Origin of the sequence: Phenylobacterium sp. (assembly GCF_046590535.1) — a bacterium.
In the GTDB taxonomy this organism is placed as follows: domain Bacteria; phylum Pseudomonadota; class Alphaproteobacteria; order Caulobacterales; family Caulobacteraceae; genus Phenylobacterium.
The window spans coordinates 1-15,014 of record NZ_JBKJTG010000125.1; the positions used below are offsets into that span (position 1 = coordinate 1).

Consider the following 15,014-nt stretch of genomic DNA (forward strand, 5'->3'; position numbering starts at 1 on the left):
CGAGCCCTTTCCCGCCCCCGGCATGGGGGGCGGCGAGATCGGGGTGGTCGGCGTGGGCGACCTCGAAGCCGTCGAAGGCGATCTCGTACTCCTTCATGCCGCGATAGCCGATCACCCCGATTTCGCCGCCCCCCATGCCGGGGGCGGGAAAGGGCTCGGCCACCGTCCCCCGCGGCTTGCCGGCCAGGAACATGGAAAGCCCCCGGTGGTCCTTCGAGCTGGGGTCCGTGCGCACCAGCAGCGTCATCAGGTCGGCGCGGGCGGCGTGGGTGATCCAGGTCTTGGCTCCGGTCACCCGCCAGACGTCGCCGTCGCGCACCGCGCGGGTGCGCAGCGACCCCAGGTCGGAGCCGGCCTCCGGCTCGGTGAACACCGCCGTGGGGATGACCGCCCCTGAGGCGATGCCGGGCAGGTAGCGGGCCTTCTGGTCATCGGTGCCGTGCGCCAGGATCAGTTCTGCGGCGATCTCCGATCGGGTGCCCAGGGAGCCTGCGCCGATCCAGGCGCGCGACAGGGCCTCGGAGACCACGCACATGGCCACCTTGCCCATGCCGGAGCCGCCCCAGGCCTCCGGCGCGGTCAGCCCGAAGACGCCCAGGGCGCCCAGCTCCTCGATCAGTGGCAGCGGGATCAGCTCGTCGCGCAGGTGCCAGCCGTGGGCGAAGGGGGCGATCTTCTCCGCCGCGAAGGCGTGGAACTGGTCGCGCACAGCCTCCAAGGTGTCGTCCAGGCCACTGGCCTCCAGGGACGGGCGCCCACGGGCCTGGTCGAGCAACTCGACGATTCGCGCTTTCACCGCTTGCGAGGCGCCAGGCCGCAGCCGGGCAATCAAAGGCTCAAGCCGATCCGCCCGGACACCAAGGTCGGCGGGCCGGAAGATCTCACCCTGGTTCATAGGCAGACCGCCCATGAGCTGGCTCAGGTATTCGTGCGCCAGCAGCTGGGCCGGCAGGGCCTCGGCCTCGGTCAGGGCGCCTGACGCCGCCAGGTCCCGCGCCCAGGCCGCGGTCTGGCGCAGGGTCTCCGCATAGGCCGCCGCCCAGGCCAGGCCGTGGGCGCCGTGCTGGCCCCCGTCCAGCGCCGCCCGGTCGAGCCGGCCATCGTGGGTAACCTCAGCCGCCACCGCGGTCTGCAGCGCGGCTGCGAGGCCGCCAGCCTCGCCCGCGGCGAGGTCTAGGAGATCGACAAGGTCGGGCAGGACGAGGCTCATGGGCGCCACTATAGGCGATGCTTGCCTTGCGTCGCGTCAGGGCGCCTTTCTGGCGCCGCCCACAGGAAAGGTCTCCCGATGATCGTCGTTCACCACCTCAACGATTCGCGCTCGCAACGCATCCTGTGGTTGCTGGAAGAGGTCGGCGCTCCCTATGAGGTCAAGCGCTACCAGCGCGACGCCAGCACCCGGCTGGCGCCCCCCGAACTCAAGGCGGTGCATCCCCTGGGCAAGTCGCCGGTGGTCACCGACGGTGAGCAGACGGTCATCGAGTCCGGCGCGATCATCGACTACATCATCCGCCGGCACGGTGGCGGGCGCCTGGCCCCGGCGCTTGGCAGCGCCGCCTACGAGCAATATTCCCAGTGGCTCCACTATGCCGAGGGATCAGCCATGCTGCCCCTGATGCTGTTCATGTATGTGGGCCGCCTGGGGGAGGCTGGCGCGCCGCTGCTTCCGCGCATCGAAAGCGAGATCGCCAACCACCTGGGCTACGTGAACAGCGCGCTGGAAGGCCGCGACTGGCTGGTGGGCGATGAGCTCTCCGGCGCCGACATCCAGATGAGCTTCGTGGGCGAGGTGACCGGCGCCTTCGGCCGGCTGGACCAGTACCCGAACATCAAGGCGTGGCTCGGCCGCTTCCAGGCCCTGCCAGCCTACAAGGCCGCGCTGGAGAAGGGCGGAGCCTACTCCTTCGCCCGCTAGAAGCGGCCCTCGAAGGGGTCGTCCAGCAGGCCGTCCAGGAAATCGAACACTGCGGCCTTGGTGAGCGCGTGCGGGATCGCCGAGAAGTGGTCGCAGCCGGCGACTGTCACCCCTTGGCCGAGGGGGAACACCCGCGCCAGGTCCTCCGGATCGCCAGCGCCCTCGTCGCGCTGTCCGGCCACCACCAGCACCGGCATGGGCAGGGCCCCCATGGCCTCGCGGTCCAGGGGCGGATTGTCGGCCTGCACGAAGGCGGCCAGGGCCCGCCGGTCTTCCCCTTGTTCGTCGGCGAAATGCCGGAAACTGCGCAGCATGGGGTGGCTGATGGTCTGCGGGTCTTCCGCCAGCATGGCGTCGGCCATGATGCTCCCGCGCTCCGTGGAGGGCTCCAGAAGCTTCCCGCCCACCCCGCCCAGGATGAGGTTGGAGATCCGCCCCGGCGCTTCAATGGCCGCCTGCAGCGCCGTGCGCGTGCCCATGGAATAGCCGAACAGGTCTACGCGGAGCAGGTCCAGATGATCCATCAGGGCGATGGCGTCCGCGGCCAGCCGGGCGCGGCGATAAGCTTGGGCGTCGTGCAGCTTGGCGCTCTCGCCGTGGCCGCGCTGGTCCAGCGCGATCACTCGCATCCGCCGGCGCTCAAAGGCGGCGTACCAGCCGGTCCGCCGCCAGCCCTCGCTGCGGTTGGACGCGAAGCCGTGGAGCAACAGGATCGTCCGCTCGGCACCGCCGGCCGGCGTGATGTCGTCATAGGCGAGGGCGACGCCGTCGGTGGTGAAGCTTGGCATGGTGTTGAACCTAGGCGGACAGTCGTCTGGCGCGCAAGCGTACTCGCCTAAAGGTTGTTGAACTGTTCAAGGCGCCTCGCCGGTCCACTCCCAGTGCCAGGGCTCGAACGGATAGTTCACGAAGCCATAGCGGTAGCCGTTGGCCAGCAGCCAGCGGTAGGTCGCCGTCTTGCTCATGAACAGGCGGTTGGCGTCGGCGGTGGAATCCGGGCCGAAGCCGGGCGCCTGGCCCACGTAGATGTCGAGCGCGAGGCCAGTGCGGTGCGGCGAGCAGACCGCCCGGACCACCCCGTCGCAGTTGCCGTCCTCGGCGCACCGCTGGGCGTCCGAGGTCGTGCTGCGGTAGCCGGAGAAGATCGTCAGGCTTCGCGGATCGGCGGCGATCGCCGGGTCAGCGGCGCGCGCCGCGGCGGCCATCTGGCGATAGGCGGCGAAGGCCCCGGGCCGGAGCGCCACCGCCTTGCCGCTGTAGCCCTCGCCGGTCCGGGCCCATTCCAGCGCCGCTTCGTTGGCCGCCGGCGGGCAGACGCCTCGGGCGCGAACGAAGATGCGCCGCATCTGGACGATGTTGCGCAGGGTCTGGAACTCCGCCTCGGTGACCAGGCCGGTGGGTTGCAGGCGCTGCTTGGTCTGCCAGTCGGCGTAGGCCCCGGCGAACCCGGCGGTCTCCGGCGGACAGCCGGTGCCGATCTCGCGCGCGATCATCGGGGCGTAGATTTCCCACCCGATCTCGCTCCGTCGGAACGGCGCCCAGGGCATGGTCCTTAGCGCCACGGCGTTCACCGCGGCCGCCGCGGTCCAGGCCGGGATGTTGCAGGCCATGGTGACGAGAGGCGCCGGTGGCGGTGGCGGCGGGCCGGGGGTTGAAAACTCCGGCGGCCTGGCCGGTCCGGGCGGCGTCACCGGCGCGCAACTGGTCACCCGCAGGACCAAAAGGCCCAGCAGCAGGATCGCCACGGCGACCGCGCCCAGGAACCGCAACGCTTCTGATGGTTTGAACCTCACGCCGCACAGCAACGCGCGGCTGACTGCAGAGGTCCACAATGAAATTCGCCAAGGCGGCACTTTTCGCGAGCGTCCCCGCGCTCTTCCTCGCCGCCTGCTCGGAGCCCGCGCCCAGTGGCGCGTCCCAGACCGTGGCAAAGGTGGCCCCGGCCACCGACCAGTCGCTGCCGACCCCCGGCATCTATCCCGCCGCCCTGGGGCTTCCCCCAGTCACCGCCTCGGCCTCGCCCCTGGCCATGTCCGTCGACAAGGCTGCGTGGGTGTCCGCCCCCGCCACGCCCCAGGCCAAGCGCGACATGCTGATCCGCACCCAGGTGCTGTTGTCGCGGGCGCACTTCTCGCCCGGTGTCATCGACGGCCAGGACGGCGGCAACATGCGCAACGCGGTCGGCGCCTTCGAGGCGGCCCGTGGCTTGCCGGAAGACGGTCTGATGGACGAGAAGGTGTGGGCGGCTCTAGCCGGCGACACCGGCCCGGTGATGACTGACTACACGATCACCGCCGACGACGTGAAAGGCCCCTTCACCCCCGTCATTCCCAAGAAGTACGAGGACATGGCCAAGCTGCAGCGGCTTGGCTTCATGAACCCGGTAGAGCTGCTGGCCGAGAAATTCCACATGGACGAGGCGCTGCTGAAAGCGCTGAACCCGGACGCCGATTTTGCGGTCGCGGGGACGAAGATCGTCGTGGCCGCGCCGGGCGCGGAGAAGCTGCCGGGCGCCGTGACCCGCATCGACGTAGACAAGACCAAGAAGCAGGTCCGCGCCTATGGCGCCGACGGCAAGCTGCTGGCCTCCTACCCGGCCACCGTCGGTTCGTCGGAGACGCCGACCCCGGCCGGCGAGTGGGCGGTGAACACCGTCGCCCCCAACCCCACCTGGACCTACGACCCCTCCCGGCTCAACTTCGGGGACAAGTCGGCGGGCAAGCAGATCATCAAGGCCGGCCCCAACAACCCGGTGGGGGCCGTCTGGATTGATCTGACCAAGGACACCTACGGTATCCATGGCGCGCCGGACCCCAGGCTGGTGGGCAAGACCGCCAGCCACGGCTGCGTTCGGCTGACCAACTGGGACGTGCGCCAGCTCAGCCAGGCGGTGAGCAAGGCCACCATGGTGGTGTTCCTGGGCGCCGACGCAAAGCCGGCGGCGCAGACCAGGACCTAGCTGCGCCAGCGCAAGGTCGTGGGCTCGACGGGATTGACGAAGGCGCGCTTGTCCCGCCGGCTCGCGGCCCATTCGCGCTTGAGTTGCTGGTACCACTTGGCCTGACGGTCTGCGTCATCGACCCACAGGAGGGCCGGGTCGTACTTCAGGCCCTGCTTCTGTAGGTTCACCATGTCCCCGTCCTGGCGCAGGAACGTCCGCGCCCCCGCGGCGATGGCCGGCCGCAGGAGGACGAACGCCGGGTGGTCGGACCAGACGATCTGGGTGATCCGCGTGGTGGCGTCGTTGACTGGCGTCAGGCAGGTCAGCGACAGCACCTGGCGCTTGCCCACGGTCACGTGCTCCCAGCGCAGGCCGGGGATCCGGAAGGTGATCTCGGTGAGCGGCTCACCCCCCAAGATGGCGTAGGCGCGGGAGTTCTTCGAAGGCTGGTGCCGCACCATGGCGAACCCCAGCTCGCGGGGTTCGAAGCGCTTGGCCTTCTCGTGCTGGCTGCCGGCTGAACGCCACCACCACTGCTGGTGCACATAGGGGCCGTGCGCCGGGTCCATCAGCCCCACAACCGCGTGGTCGATGTGGGCGTCGAAGGTCATGCGGTCCACCAGCTTGGGCCGCCCGCCGACCACGCCCTCGAACACCGGCGCAGGCTCGCTGGGCTCGCCTGCCCACCGGGGATCGCCGGCCGCCCAGACGAACACCAGGCCCTGGCTCTCCGCCACCGGATAGCGGCGCACGCGGATGCGGCTGACGTCCATGGCCTGGTCGTCCACCAGGGATGGGATCGCCATGCAGCCACCGTCCGCCCCGAACCGCCAGCCGTGATAGGGGCACGCCACGCTCTCGGCGCCCGACGCTTCCTTGTGGAAGCGGCCCGCCGACAGCGGCGCGGCGCGGTGTGGGCAGATGTCGCGCAGTGCGAACACCTGGCCTGCGGGCGAGCGGCCCAACAGCACCGGCTCGCCAAGCAGTTCGTGACGGGCCAGCTTGCCCGGCTTCAGGTCCGCGGCCAGCGCCACGAAGTACCAGGTGTCGGTCAGGAACCCCTGGCCGAACTTCGCCGCTGCCCGCGTGGATTTGCTGTCGCCCTCGGCCATCAGGCTTTCTAGTCCGCGCCGGGCCTATTTGGACAGCCGCAGGAACGCGGCGGCGTAGGGCGCCAGGCCCACGGAGGCTCCCCGCAGCTCGGCCTCGCCAGCCTCCGGCCCAAGCCGCTCGGCGCCGGCCAGAGCAGGGTCGGAGATCACCGCAGGCTCCGCGCCCATGTTAAACAGACAGGCGATCGCCTCACCCTCGTAGCGGCGAACGAAAGCCAGCACCGGGTCCGGCGCCTCAAGGAAGTCCATTCCGCCTAGGCGCATCGCCTCCGAGCCTCGGCGGACCGCGATTATCGCCCGGGCGAAGGCCAGCGTTGAGTCCGGGTCGGCGTCCTGGGCTTCCACGCTCAGGCCGGCGTGCTCGGCCGCGGCCGGCAGCCAGGGCGTCGCGGTGGTGAAGCCGAGGTTGGCGCCGGGCGTCCAGGGCATCGGCGTCCGGCACCCGTCCCGGCCGCCGGCATAGGGCCAGTAGAGGTCGCCCACCGGATCGCGGAGCTGATCCCGCGTCAGCTCCGCCTGCGGCAGGCCCAGCTCCTCGCCCTGGTAGATCAAGGTCGACCCCTTAAGGCTGAGCAGCAGGGCGAACATCAGCTTGGCCACCTGCGGCTCTGCGTCCTCGCCTCCGAACCGGGTGAGCGTGCGCGGCACGTCGTGGTTGGAGAACGAGATGGTCGGCCAGTGGTCCGGAAAGCTGGCGAGCGTCGCGAAGTGCTCGCGCACGAAGGCGGGCCCGAGTTTCTTGGCCAGTAGCAGGACGAAGGTATAGGCCGAGTGCAGCCCCTCGGCGGGGGAGAGATAAGCCCCGCAGCGCGCCTCTTCCTCCGAGAACTCGCCGAACACGAAGCGGTCGCCGTGCGCCTCCACCCGCCTGCGGATCACCTCCAGCATCTCTATGTTCTCAGGCAGGTTGGAATCGTGCAGGTGCCGCTGCAGGTTGCCGGCGTGGCTCCAATGGAGGCCTCGCCGCTCGGCCACCGGCACAGCCGGATTGTCCGCCAGGGTCTCGTCGTGGAGGTAGGTGCCGGCCACGTCCAGGCGGAAGCCATCGACCCCCTTGGCCAGCCAATGGTCCAGCACCGAAAGTGCGGCTTCCCGCGCCTGGGCGTTGCGCCAGTTCAACTTCGGCTGCTGGCGCAGGAACTTGTGGTGGTAGTGCTGGCGCCTGGCCGGCTGGTAGGCCCAGGCCGGACCGCCGAACACCGACAGCCAGTTGTTGGGCGCCGTGCCGTCCGTCGCGGGGTCGGCCCAGACATACCAGTCCGCCTTCGGCCCATCCTTGCCGCCGGTCAGGCTCTCGATGAACCAGGGGTGCTCGTCGGAGGTGTGCGACAGCACCTCGTCCAGGACCACCTTCAGGCCCCGGGCGTGGGCGGCGTCCAACAGGCGCTGGAAGTCCTCCGCCGTGCCGTAGTCGCCCTGCACGCCGTCGAAGTCGGCGATGTCATAGCCCCAGTCACGGTTCGGCGAGGAGTGGATGGGCGACAGCCAGATCCCGTCGACGCCGAGGCTCTCGATGTAGTCGAGCTTGGCCGCGACGCCGGCCAGGTCGCCCTGGCCATCGCCGTCGCTGTCAAAAAAGCTGCGGACATAGACGTGGTAGAGGACACAGCCCTGCCACCACGCCGCCACGGACTTTAGGCTTCCGAGGTGTTGTTGATGATCTTCGACACCAGGCCGTAGGCCTTGGCCTCCTCCGCGGTCATCCAGAAGTTCCGCTGGGTGTCCTTGACGACCTTCTCGAAGGTCTGGCCGGTCTCACGCGCGACCATCCGGTTCACCCGGTCGCGCATCTTGATGATCTCCTCGGCCTCGATCTGGATGTCCGAGGCCTGGCCGCGGACGCCGCCCATCGGCTGGTGCAGCAGGAAGCGGGTGTTGGGCAGGCACAGGCGGTTCTCCTTGTGCGCCCCCAGATAGATGTGCGCGCCGGCCGAGGCCACCCAGCCGGTGCCGATCACCTTCACGTTGGGCCCGCAGAAGCGGATCATGTCGTGGATGGTGTCGCCGCTTTCCACATGCCCGCCGGGGGAGTTGATGATGACCCGGATGTCCTTGTCGTTCTCGGCCGACAGCGCGGTGAGCTGTGCAGTGACCCGCTCGGCCATGCGCATGTCCACCTCGCCGAACACCAGAACGGTGCGGGACTTGAAAAGCGCGTTCTGGACCGGCCCGGCAGTCATCGGCATATCGGGCAGGCGGCCCTTGTCCTCGTCGTCGCCGTCTTGGTCGTCCAGTAGGCCCGTGTAGATGTCGCGCATGAAGTCCTCGTCGAAACAGCTAGCCCGGAACGTGCGTCGCCGGAGGCCCCGCCGCAAGGGGGCGCAGGCGGATTCCTCCGTCCAGGTCGAAAGCTTTGCGTCGTTGAGCGCTGAACCTCGCCGCCTTCCATCCGTTCGGCGGCTGTGACCCGACGATTTCCCAGGCTGCGACCTGTCTCGCCGGAGACCCTGGCGCTGGCCGGCCTGTGGGCCACCCTGCTCGATTTTTCCGTCGGCGCCTTGCTGCTGGCCATGGCGGTGAACGCCTGGGCGCCGCCTCAGGACCTGCCGTGGAAACCGCTGCGCCTGGACCAGCCGCTGGGGATGGCTACGGCGATGAAGTTCGCCCGGGCCGCCGCCGATCCCGTGCTCTGCCGCCAGGTGCTGGCCGAGGGCGGCCTGGCCTTCACCGAGGAGCCGGATAAGCAAGCCGGCGGCTGCGCCACCGCCAACACCATTCGGCTCAGGGAAAGCGCCGCGGCCCTGTCGCCCGCCGCCCCGGTGGTCACCTGCCCGGTGGCCCTGGGCTACGCCTTCTGGAGCCTCCACGTGGTGCAGCCCGCCGCCCGCGACCTGCTGGGCCAGCCCGTAGCCCGGGTGGAGCACTACGGGACCTACGCCTGCCGCAACGTCTACGGCCGGGCGCAGGGACGCCGCAGCGAGCACGCCTTCGCCAACGCCATCGACGTGGCTAGCTTCACCACCTCAGGCGGCCGGCGGGTCGCGGTGCTGCGCGACTTCCGTGATGATGGAGACCGCGGCCGGTTTCTGCGGCGGGTGCGCGACGGCGCCTGCCCCTGGTTCCGCGCGGTGCTCAGCCCCGACTACAACGCCGCCCACCGCGACCATCTGCACCTGGACCATGGGCGATACGGGGTCTGTCGCTAACGTTTCGCGGCGGTCGGCCGAAACGCCAGGAACGCATTGCCCGGCGCCTGGCCGAACATGCCGTATCCGGAGTTGACCAGCAGCGTCCCGTTGGCTGCGACGATCCCCGCCGCATCCATGGAGCCGCCCTTGCCGGGTATGCCGTTCAGCGTCTCGTAGGACCGCAGGGTGTCGAACTTCCACAGCTCCAGGCCGGTCTTGGCGTCGATCACCCGCAGGATCCCGTCGAGGCTGCCCTGCACAATCGCCCCGTCGATCACCGTGGGCGCGCCGGAGAAGCCGAACATCCGCTCGCAGCGGGCCACACGCTTGTCGCGCCCGTTGGCGCAGTCAGGCGTCGCCGCATAGGCCCACTTGATGACCCCCGTCTTGGCGTTCACCGCATAGAGGCCGGGCTTCAGGCTGGGGTCGACCTCCATGCCGGGCAGGCTGCGGCCGATCTGGGCCACCGGGGCGTAGACGGTGTCCTTGTCAAAGGCGATGCCCCAGTGGATGCCGCCGTTGGGCCCGCCGGTGCCGATGTCGCGGCGCCAGACCACCTTGCCGGTGGCCGGATCCAGGGCCCAGACGGTGCCGGACTTCTGGCCGGCGAACAGCAGTTCGCGCCCGTCGCTCAGCTTGCCCAGCAACACCGAGGCGCCGAAGTCCACGTCGCGATAGACCGTGTCGGCCACGCAGTTCAGCAGCTCGGGCCGGGGTTTCGGTCCGCAGCCGACGTTGAAGATGTCGTTCGCAGTGGCCTGCATGCTCCACACTTCCCTCCCGTCAGCCAGGCGGATGGCGATCAGGGCATTGGTGTTGCGGTGGGCGGGGGGCGAGTTGGCCTCGCCGGTGCCGAAGTAGATCAGGCCGCGCTTCTCATCCACCAGCGGCGAGTTCCAGATCGGTGCGCCGGACGGGCCATAGAGCATCTTGCCGTCGCCCCGATCGCGCACCGGGGTCGCCTCCGGCATGGTGTCGTAGCGCCATTGCTGGGCGCCGGTGATGGGGTCCAGGGACAGGACGAATCCGTGATTGGTGCAGCAGGTCTCCGAATTGTTCGCGGCGACCATGATCTCGTACTGCGAGACCGGCACGATGATCCGGTCCTTCAACACCCGCGGCGTGCCGGTGGTCAGCGAGAACGAATAGACCCCGACGTTCCTGGCCCACAGCGCCTTGCCGGTCTTGGCGTCGATCACATGGACTGTGGAATCCAGGCCCGAGAAGGCCAGCACGCCACGCCCGTCGGCCAGCACCCCATAGGCCGCGCTGGTGCGCAGCGGTGCGCCGCCGGGCGCGTTGTAGATCCACTGCACGCAGGGCTTGTCCGGCGAGCTGATGTCGAAGGCGTAGACCGCCGAGGACTCGGCCACCGGCAGGAAGACGTTGTTGCCCACCACCACCGGTTGGGAGCGCAGCATGGTCACGTCGGGGAAGGCGATGGCCCAGGCCAGCTCCAGCTTGGCGAGCTTGGCCTTAGTGAGGCCGGTCTGGTTGGCGGTGAGGGTGCGGGTGTTGGCGCGGTCGAAGCCGAAGGTGGTGACGCTGGCCGGGCCCGAGAGGTCCACGTTGCGGCGATTGCCCTCGCACATCATCCCGCGGCTCCAGGTGTCGAGCGTCGCGGTGTTGCGGCCGGTCAGGTAGTTGATCAGCTGGCCGCGGCTCTCGTCGGTCAGCGCCTGGCCTTGCAGGCGCATCTTGCCCTGGGTCAGGGCGTAGTTCAGCGCTTGGTAACTCATCGCTGACAGGGTCGTCTTGGCCGGCGACCGGGTGGCCTCGGGGTTGTCGTGGCAGGCTGCGCAGTGGGTGCGGTAGTGGCCTTCCCCGCGATGCGGCAGTGGCGTCTGCGCGGCGGCGGGCAGGGCGGCGGCCATGAGGAAGGCGGCGGCGGCGGCGAGTACGGCCGCGATGCGAGCCCAGGACATGTCAGATTCTCCCCGATTTTCAGCCCGACGCTCTTTCGGCGTTCGGGTACGCTAGGCGCCGACCATAGGACTGCTTGACCTCCGCGTCAGCCCCATCGCAAATGTCCGCGGTCAAACAATCGTTTGGAGAGGGAGCCCGCCATGAGCGAGACGATGGAAAAGCTTGCGGTCGGCGCCGGTGGCCTGTTCGACCTGACCGGGAAGGTCGCGGTGATCACCGGCTCCACCCGCGGCATCGGCAAGGCCATCGCCGAGCGCATGGCGGAGCACGGCGCCCGGGTGGCGATCTCGTCGCGCAAGGCCGGCCCCTGCGACGAAGTGGCCGCGGCGATCAACGCCAAGCACCCCGGCCACGCCATCGCGGTCCCGGCCAACATCTCCTCGAAGGACGACCTGCAACGCCTGGTGGACGAGACCCGCGCGGCCTTCGGCAAGGTCGACATCGTGGTCTGCAACGCCGCCTCGAACCCCTACTACGGCCCGATGAGCGGGATCAGCGACGAGCAGTTCCGCAAGATCCTCGAGAACAACATCATCGCCAACAACTGGCTGATCAACATGGTCGCCCCTGAGATGCGTGAGCGGAAAGACGGCGCGATCGTGATCATCTCCTCGATCGGCGGGCTGCGCGGCTCCACCGCCATCGGCGCCTACTGCATCTCCAAGGCCGCCGACATGCAGCTCGCCCGTAACCTGGCCGGCGAGCTGGGCCCCGACAACATCCGGGTCAACTGCATCGCGCCGGGTCTGGTGAAGACCGACTTCGCCCGCGCCCTGTGGGACACCCCGGAGGGCGAGAAGCGCGCCAGCGCCGGCACCCCGCTTCGCCGGCTGGGCGAGCCTGACGACATCGCCGGGGCGGCGGTATACTTGGCGTCGCGGGCCGGCGCCTGGACCACCGGCCAGACCATCGTGGTGGACGGCGGCTCGACCAGCTAGGTCAGCCGCCGGCGCGGCTCAGCGCCCGCGCATTCGCCAGCCGCTCAATGCCAGCGTCCAGCGTCGCGTCGTGTTTGGAAAAGCACAATCGTATGATGGTCGTCACCGGGTCCTCCTCATAGAGCGCCGAGACCGGGATCGCCGCGACCCCGGCCTCATTCACCGCGCGCAGGCAGAAGGCGCGGTCCGGCTCGTCGATCCCGGAGGCAGGCAGGTCAACATTGAGGAAGTAGGTGCCCTGGGAGGCGAGCACGCTGAAGCCCTCGCGCCTCAATCCTTCGGCCAGCCGGTCGTGGGCGCGCGCCAGCTCCAGCGGCATATCCCGGAACCAGTCGGCTGAGTTTTCCAGGCCCCAGGCCACCGCCACCTGCAGGTTCGGCGGGGTGGTGAAGGTCAGGAACTGGTGGGCGCGGGCGAGCGCGTGGGTGAGCGCGGGCGCGGCGCACAGGAACCCCACCTTCCAGCCCGTCAGGCCGAACATCTTGCCGGCCGACCCCACCTTCACGCAGCGCTCGCGCATCCCCGGATAGGCGATCAGCGGCCGGTGGCGGGCCTCGCCGAACACCACCTGCTCCCAGACCTCGTCGCAGACGGCGATGGCGTCGTGGGCCACGCAGAACTGCGCCAACAGGGCCAGATCCTCGTCAGGCAGCACGACGCCGGCCGGATTGATCGGATTGTTCAGCACCACGAAGCGGGTGCGAGGGCTGGACGCGGCCTCCAGCATGGCCCGGTCGAACCGCCAGTGCGGCGGCGACAGGCGCACCAGCTTCGGCACGCCGCCCGCCCGGCGGATCAGCGGCAGGTAGGCGTCATAAACCGGCTGGAAGACGATGACCTCGTCGCCCGTCTCGATCAGGCCGAAGAAGGCCGCCGCCAGGGCCTCGGTGGCGCCCGAGGTGATGGTCACCTCGCGGGTCCAGTCGAAGTCGAGCCCCTGCGTGCGGGCGTAGTGGCCGGCCACCGCCTGGCGCAGCTCCGGCAAGCCGGCCATGGGTGGGTACTGGTTGTAGCCGTTGAGCACCGCGTCGGCGGCCTTGGCCCGGATCGCCTCCGGCCCCGGGTCGTCGGGGAAACCCTGGCCCAGGTTCACCGCGCCGGATGCCCGCGCCAGCCCCGACATTTCCTCGAAGATGGTTGTGGGCAGGGATGAGAAAATCGCGTTGGCCATGGGACCAGCTTAGCGGCGCCATCGGCGCCTATGCCATCCTTCGGGGGCCGCGACATGGAGATCGTCGACTTCCGCGACCCACAGGGCAAGATCATCGCCCTGGGCGCCGCCATGAGCTTTCCGGACCGCGCCTCGCAGGATACCGCGTACGCCCGCTGCAACGTCTGGATGGAGCGGTCGCTTAGTCTTCCTTGACGCGCTTTTTGCGGAAGGAGGGGTTGAGTATCTTCTTGCGCAGGCGGATCGACTTGGGCGTCACTTCCACCAGCTCGTCTTCCTCGATGTAGGCGATGGCCTGTTCGAGGGTGGGCCGGCGCGGCGGGGTCAGGCGCACGGCCTCGTCCTTGCCGGAGGCGCGCACGTTGGTCAGCTGCTTGGCCTTCATCGGATTCACGTCCAGGTCGTCGGACCGGGAGTTCTCGCCGATAATCATGCCCTGGTAGGTCTTTTCGCCGCCGCCCACGAACATCGTGCCGCGGTCTTCCAGGTTCCACAGCGCGAAGGCCGCGGTCTCGCCCTCGGAGTTGGAGACCAGCACGCCCTTGCGGCCCGCGTCGATGGAGCCCTTGTAGGGCTCGTAGTGGCTGAACACCCGGTTCAGGACGCCCGAGCCGCGGGTGTCGGTGAGGAACTCCCCCTGGTAGCCGATTAGGGAGCGCGACGGCGACATGAAGCTCAGGCGCGTCTTGCCCGACCCCGAGGGGCCCATGTCCTTCAGCTCGGCGCGGCGGGTGGACAGCTTCTCGATGACGATACCGCTGAACTCTTCGTCCACGTCGATCATCACGTCCTCGATGGGCTCCATCCGCTCACCGGTCTCCGGGTCGATCTGGAACACCACCCGCGGGCGGCTGATGGAGAGCTCGAAGCCCTCGCGGCGCATGCCTTCGATGAGCACGCCCAGTTGCAGTTCGCCACGGCCGGCCACCTCATAGGCGTCCCGATCGGGCGTCTCGCTGACCCGGATGGCGACGTTGGACTGAGCTTCCCTGATGAGGCGGTCGCGGATCACCCGGCTCTGCACCTTGTCGCCTTCGCGGCCGGCCAGGGGGCTGTCGTTCACCGACACGGTCATGGAGATGGTCGGCGGGTCGATCGGCTGGGCGGGCAGGGCCTCGGTGACCTCCAGGGCGCACAAGGTGTCCGCCACGGTGGCCTTCGAGAGGCCCGCGATGGCGACGATGTCGCCGGCTTCGGCGTCCTCGATCGGTTGGCGCTTCAGACCGCGGAAGGCCAGCACCTTGGTGATGCGGCCGCGCTCGATCTCCTTGCCGTCGATGCCCAGGGCGTGGATCGCCATGCCGGGCGTGGCCTTTCCGGACTCGATGCGCCCGGTCAGCAGGCGGCCCAGGAAGGGGTCGTTCTCGATCAGCACCGAAAGGATCTGGAACGGGCCGTCCCTGCGCGCGATGGCGGCTGGCTCGGGCACGTGCTTGACCACCAGGTCGAAAAGCGGGGCCAGGGTCTCCGACGGCTTGGACATGTCCAGGGTCGCCCAGCCGTTCTTGCCCGAGGCGTAGATGTGCGGGAAGTCGAGCTGCTCGTCGGTGGCGCCGATGGCGGCAAACAGGTCGAAGGCGTCGTTCAGCACGCGGTCGGGGTCGGCGTGCGGCCGGTCGACCTTGTTGAGGCATAGGATCGGGCGCAGGCCCATCTTCAGCGCCTTGCCCAGCACGAACTTGGTCTGGGGCATGACCCCTTCTTCGGCGTCCACCAGGATGACGCAGCCGTCCACCATGCCCAGGATCCGCTCGACCTCGCCGCCGAAGTCGGCGTGGCCGGGGGTGTCGATGATGTTGATGCGGGTGTCGCCCGCCTCGCCATGCCACAGCACGCTGGTGCACTTGGCCAGGATGGTGATCCCGCGCTCGCGCTCCTGGTCG

14 protein-coding genes are annotated in these 15,014 nt (G+C 69.3%); 5 read left to right on the plus strand and 9 right to left on the minus strand.

Annotated elements, in window-relative coordinates; genetic code table 11:
- A partial coding sequence (locus ACLL81_RS07510; protein ID WP_411287727.1) for an acyl-CoA dehydrogenase family protein occupies positions 1–1,210 on the minus strand: 1,210 nt, incomplete at its 3' end.
- A 78-nt stretch (positions 1,211–1,288) separates the two neighbouring features.
- Here ACLL81_RS07510 and ACLL81_RS07515 point away from each other — a divergent pair.
- The gene (locus ACLL81_RS07515) at positions 1,289–1,915 is read left to right on the plus strand and encodes a glutathione S-transferase family protein (RefSeq protein WP_411287728.1); all 627 of its coding nucleotides are present in this window, start codon (positions 1,289–1,291) and stop codon (positions 1,913–1,915) included.
- On the opposite strand, the gene ACLL81_RS07520 is transcribed toward ACLL81_RS07515, so the two are convergent.
- Entirely contained in the window at positions 1,912–2,703 is a 792-nt protein-coding gene (locus tag ACLL81_RS07520) for an alpha/beta fold hydrolase (protein WP_411287729.1), read from the minus strand. The two genes, ACLL81_RS07515 and ACLL81_RS07520, sit on opposite strands and share 4 nt — an antisense overlap.
- Positions 2,704–2,769: 66 nt before the next feature.
- On the minus strand, positions 2,770–3,708 hold the full coding sequence (locus tag ACLL81_RS07525; RefSeq protein WP_411287730.1) for a D-alanyl-D-alanine carboxypeptidase family protein: 939 nt from the start codon (positions 3,706–3,708) through the stop codon (positions 2,770–2,772).
- A gap of 38 nt (positions 3,709–3,746) precedes the next feature.
- Here ACLL81_RS07525 and ACLL81_RS07530 point away from each other — a divergent pair, with 38 nt between their 5' ends.
- Positions 3,747–4,874, plus strand: coding sequence for a L,D-transpeptidase family protein (locus ACLL81_RS07530; RefSeq protein WP_411287731.1), 1,128 nt, complete (start codon positions 3,747–3,749; stop codon positions 4,872–4,874).
- Here the strand turns inward: ACLL81_RS07530 and ACLL81_RS07535 are convergent.
- Genes ACLL81_RS07535 through ACLL81_RS07545 form a run of 3 tightly spaced genes read right to left on the minus strand, consistent with a single transcriptional unit; the run spans position 4,871 to position 8,226 of the window.
- On the minus strand, positions 4,871–5,968 hold the full coding sequence (locus ACLL81_RS07535) for an aromatic ring-hydroxylating oxygenase subunit alpha (RefSeq protein ID WP_411287732.1): 1,098 nt from the start codon (positions 5,966–5,968) through the stop codon (positions 4,871–4,873). The genes ACLL81_RS07530 and ACLL81_RS07535 overlap by 4 nt on opposite strands.
- Before the next feature lie 24 nt (positions 5,969–5,992).
- On the minus strand, positions 5,993–7,597 hold the full coding sequence (locus ACLL81_RS07540) for an alpha-glucosidase family protein (RefSeq protein ID WP_411287733.1): 1,605 nt from the start codon (positions 7,595–7,597) through the stop codon (positions 5,993–5,995).
- Between the two features lie 5 nt (positions 7,598–7,602).
- A complete protein-coding gene (locus tag ACLL81_RS07545) occupies positions 7,603–8,226 on the minus strand; it encodes an ATP-dependent Clp protease proteolytic subunit (protein WP_411287734.1) in 624 nt (207 codons plus the stop codon).
- Between the two features lie 144 nt (positions 8,227–8,370).
- Between ACLL81_RS07545 and ACLL81_RS07550 the strand changes: the two genes are divergently transcribed.
- Complete coding sequence (locus ACLL81_RS07550) at positions 8,371–9,114, plus strand: extensin family protein (RefSeq protein ID WP_411287735.1); 744 nt, start codon at positions 8,371–8,373, stop codon at positions 9,112–9,114.
- Here ACLL81_RS07550 and ACLL81_RS07555 read toward each other — a convergent pair.
- Positions 9,111–11,021, minus strand: a complete 1,911-nt coding sequence (locus ACLL81_RS07555; RefSeq protein WP_411287736.1) for a PQQ-binding-like beta-propeller repeat protein — start codon at positions 11,019–11,021, stop codon at positions 9,111–9,113. The genes ACLL81_RS07550 and ACLL81_RS07555 overlap by 4 nt on opposite strands.
- Positions 11,022–11,174: 153 nt before the next feature.
- Between ACLL81_RS07555 and ACLL81_RS07560 the strand changes: the two genes are divergently transcribed.
- Positions 11,175–11,960 carry an SDR family oxidoreductase gene (locus ACLL81_RS07560; RefSeq protein WP_411287740.1) on the plus strand — a complete coding sequence of 262 codons (786 nt, stop codon included), beginning with the start codon at positions 11,175–11,177 and terminating at the stop codon, positions 11,958–11,960.
- Between the two features lies 1 nt (position 11,961).
- Here the strand turns inward: ACLL81_RS07560 and ACLL81_RS07565 are convergent, their stop codons facing one another.
- Complete coding sequence (locus ACLL81_RS07565) at positions 11,962–13,131, minus strand: aminotransferase (protein WP_411287737.1); 1,170 nt, start codon at positions 13,129–13,131, stop codon at positions 11,962–11,964.
- Positions 13,132–13,161: 30 nt separating this feature from the next.
- Here ACLL81_RS07565 and ACLL81_RS07570 point away from each other — a divergent pair, with 30 nt between their 5' ends.
- On the plus strand, positions 13,162–13,326 hold the full coding sequence (locus ACLL81_RS07570; protein ID WP_411287738.1) for a hypothetical protein: 165 nt from the start codon (positions 13,162–13,164) through the stop codon (positions 13,324–13,326).
- On the opposite strand, the gene typA is transcribed toward ACLL81_RS07570, so the two are convergent.
- The coding region (gene typA / locus ACLL81_RS07575; protein WP_411287739.1) for a translational GTPase TypA at positions 13,313–15,014 on the minus strand (1,702 nt) is incomplete at its 5' end. The genes ACLL81_RS07570 and typA overlap by 14 nt on opposite strands.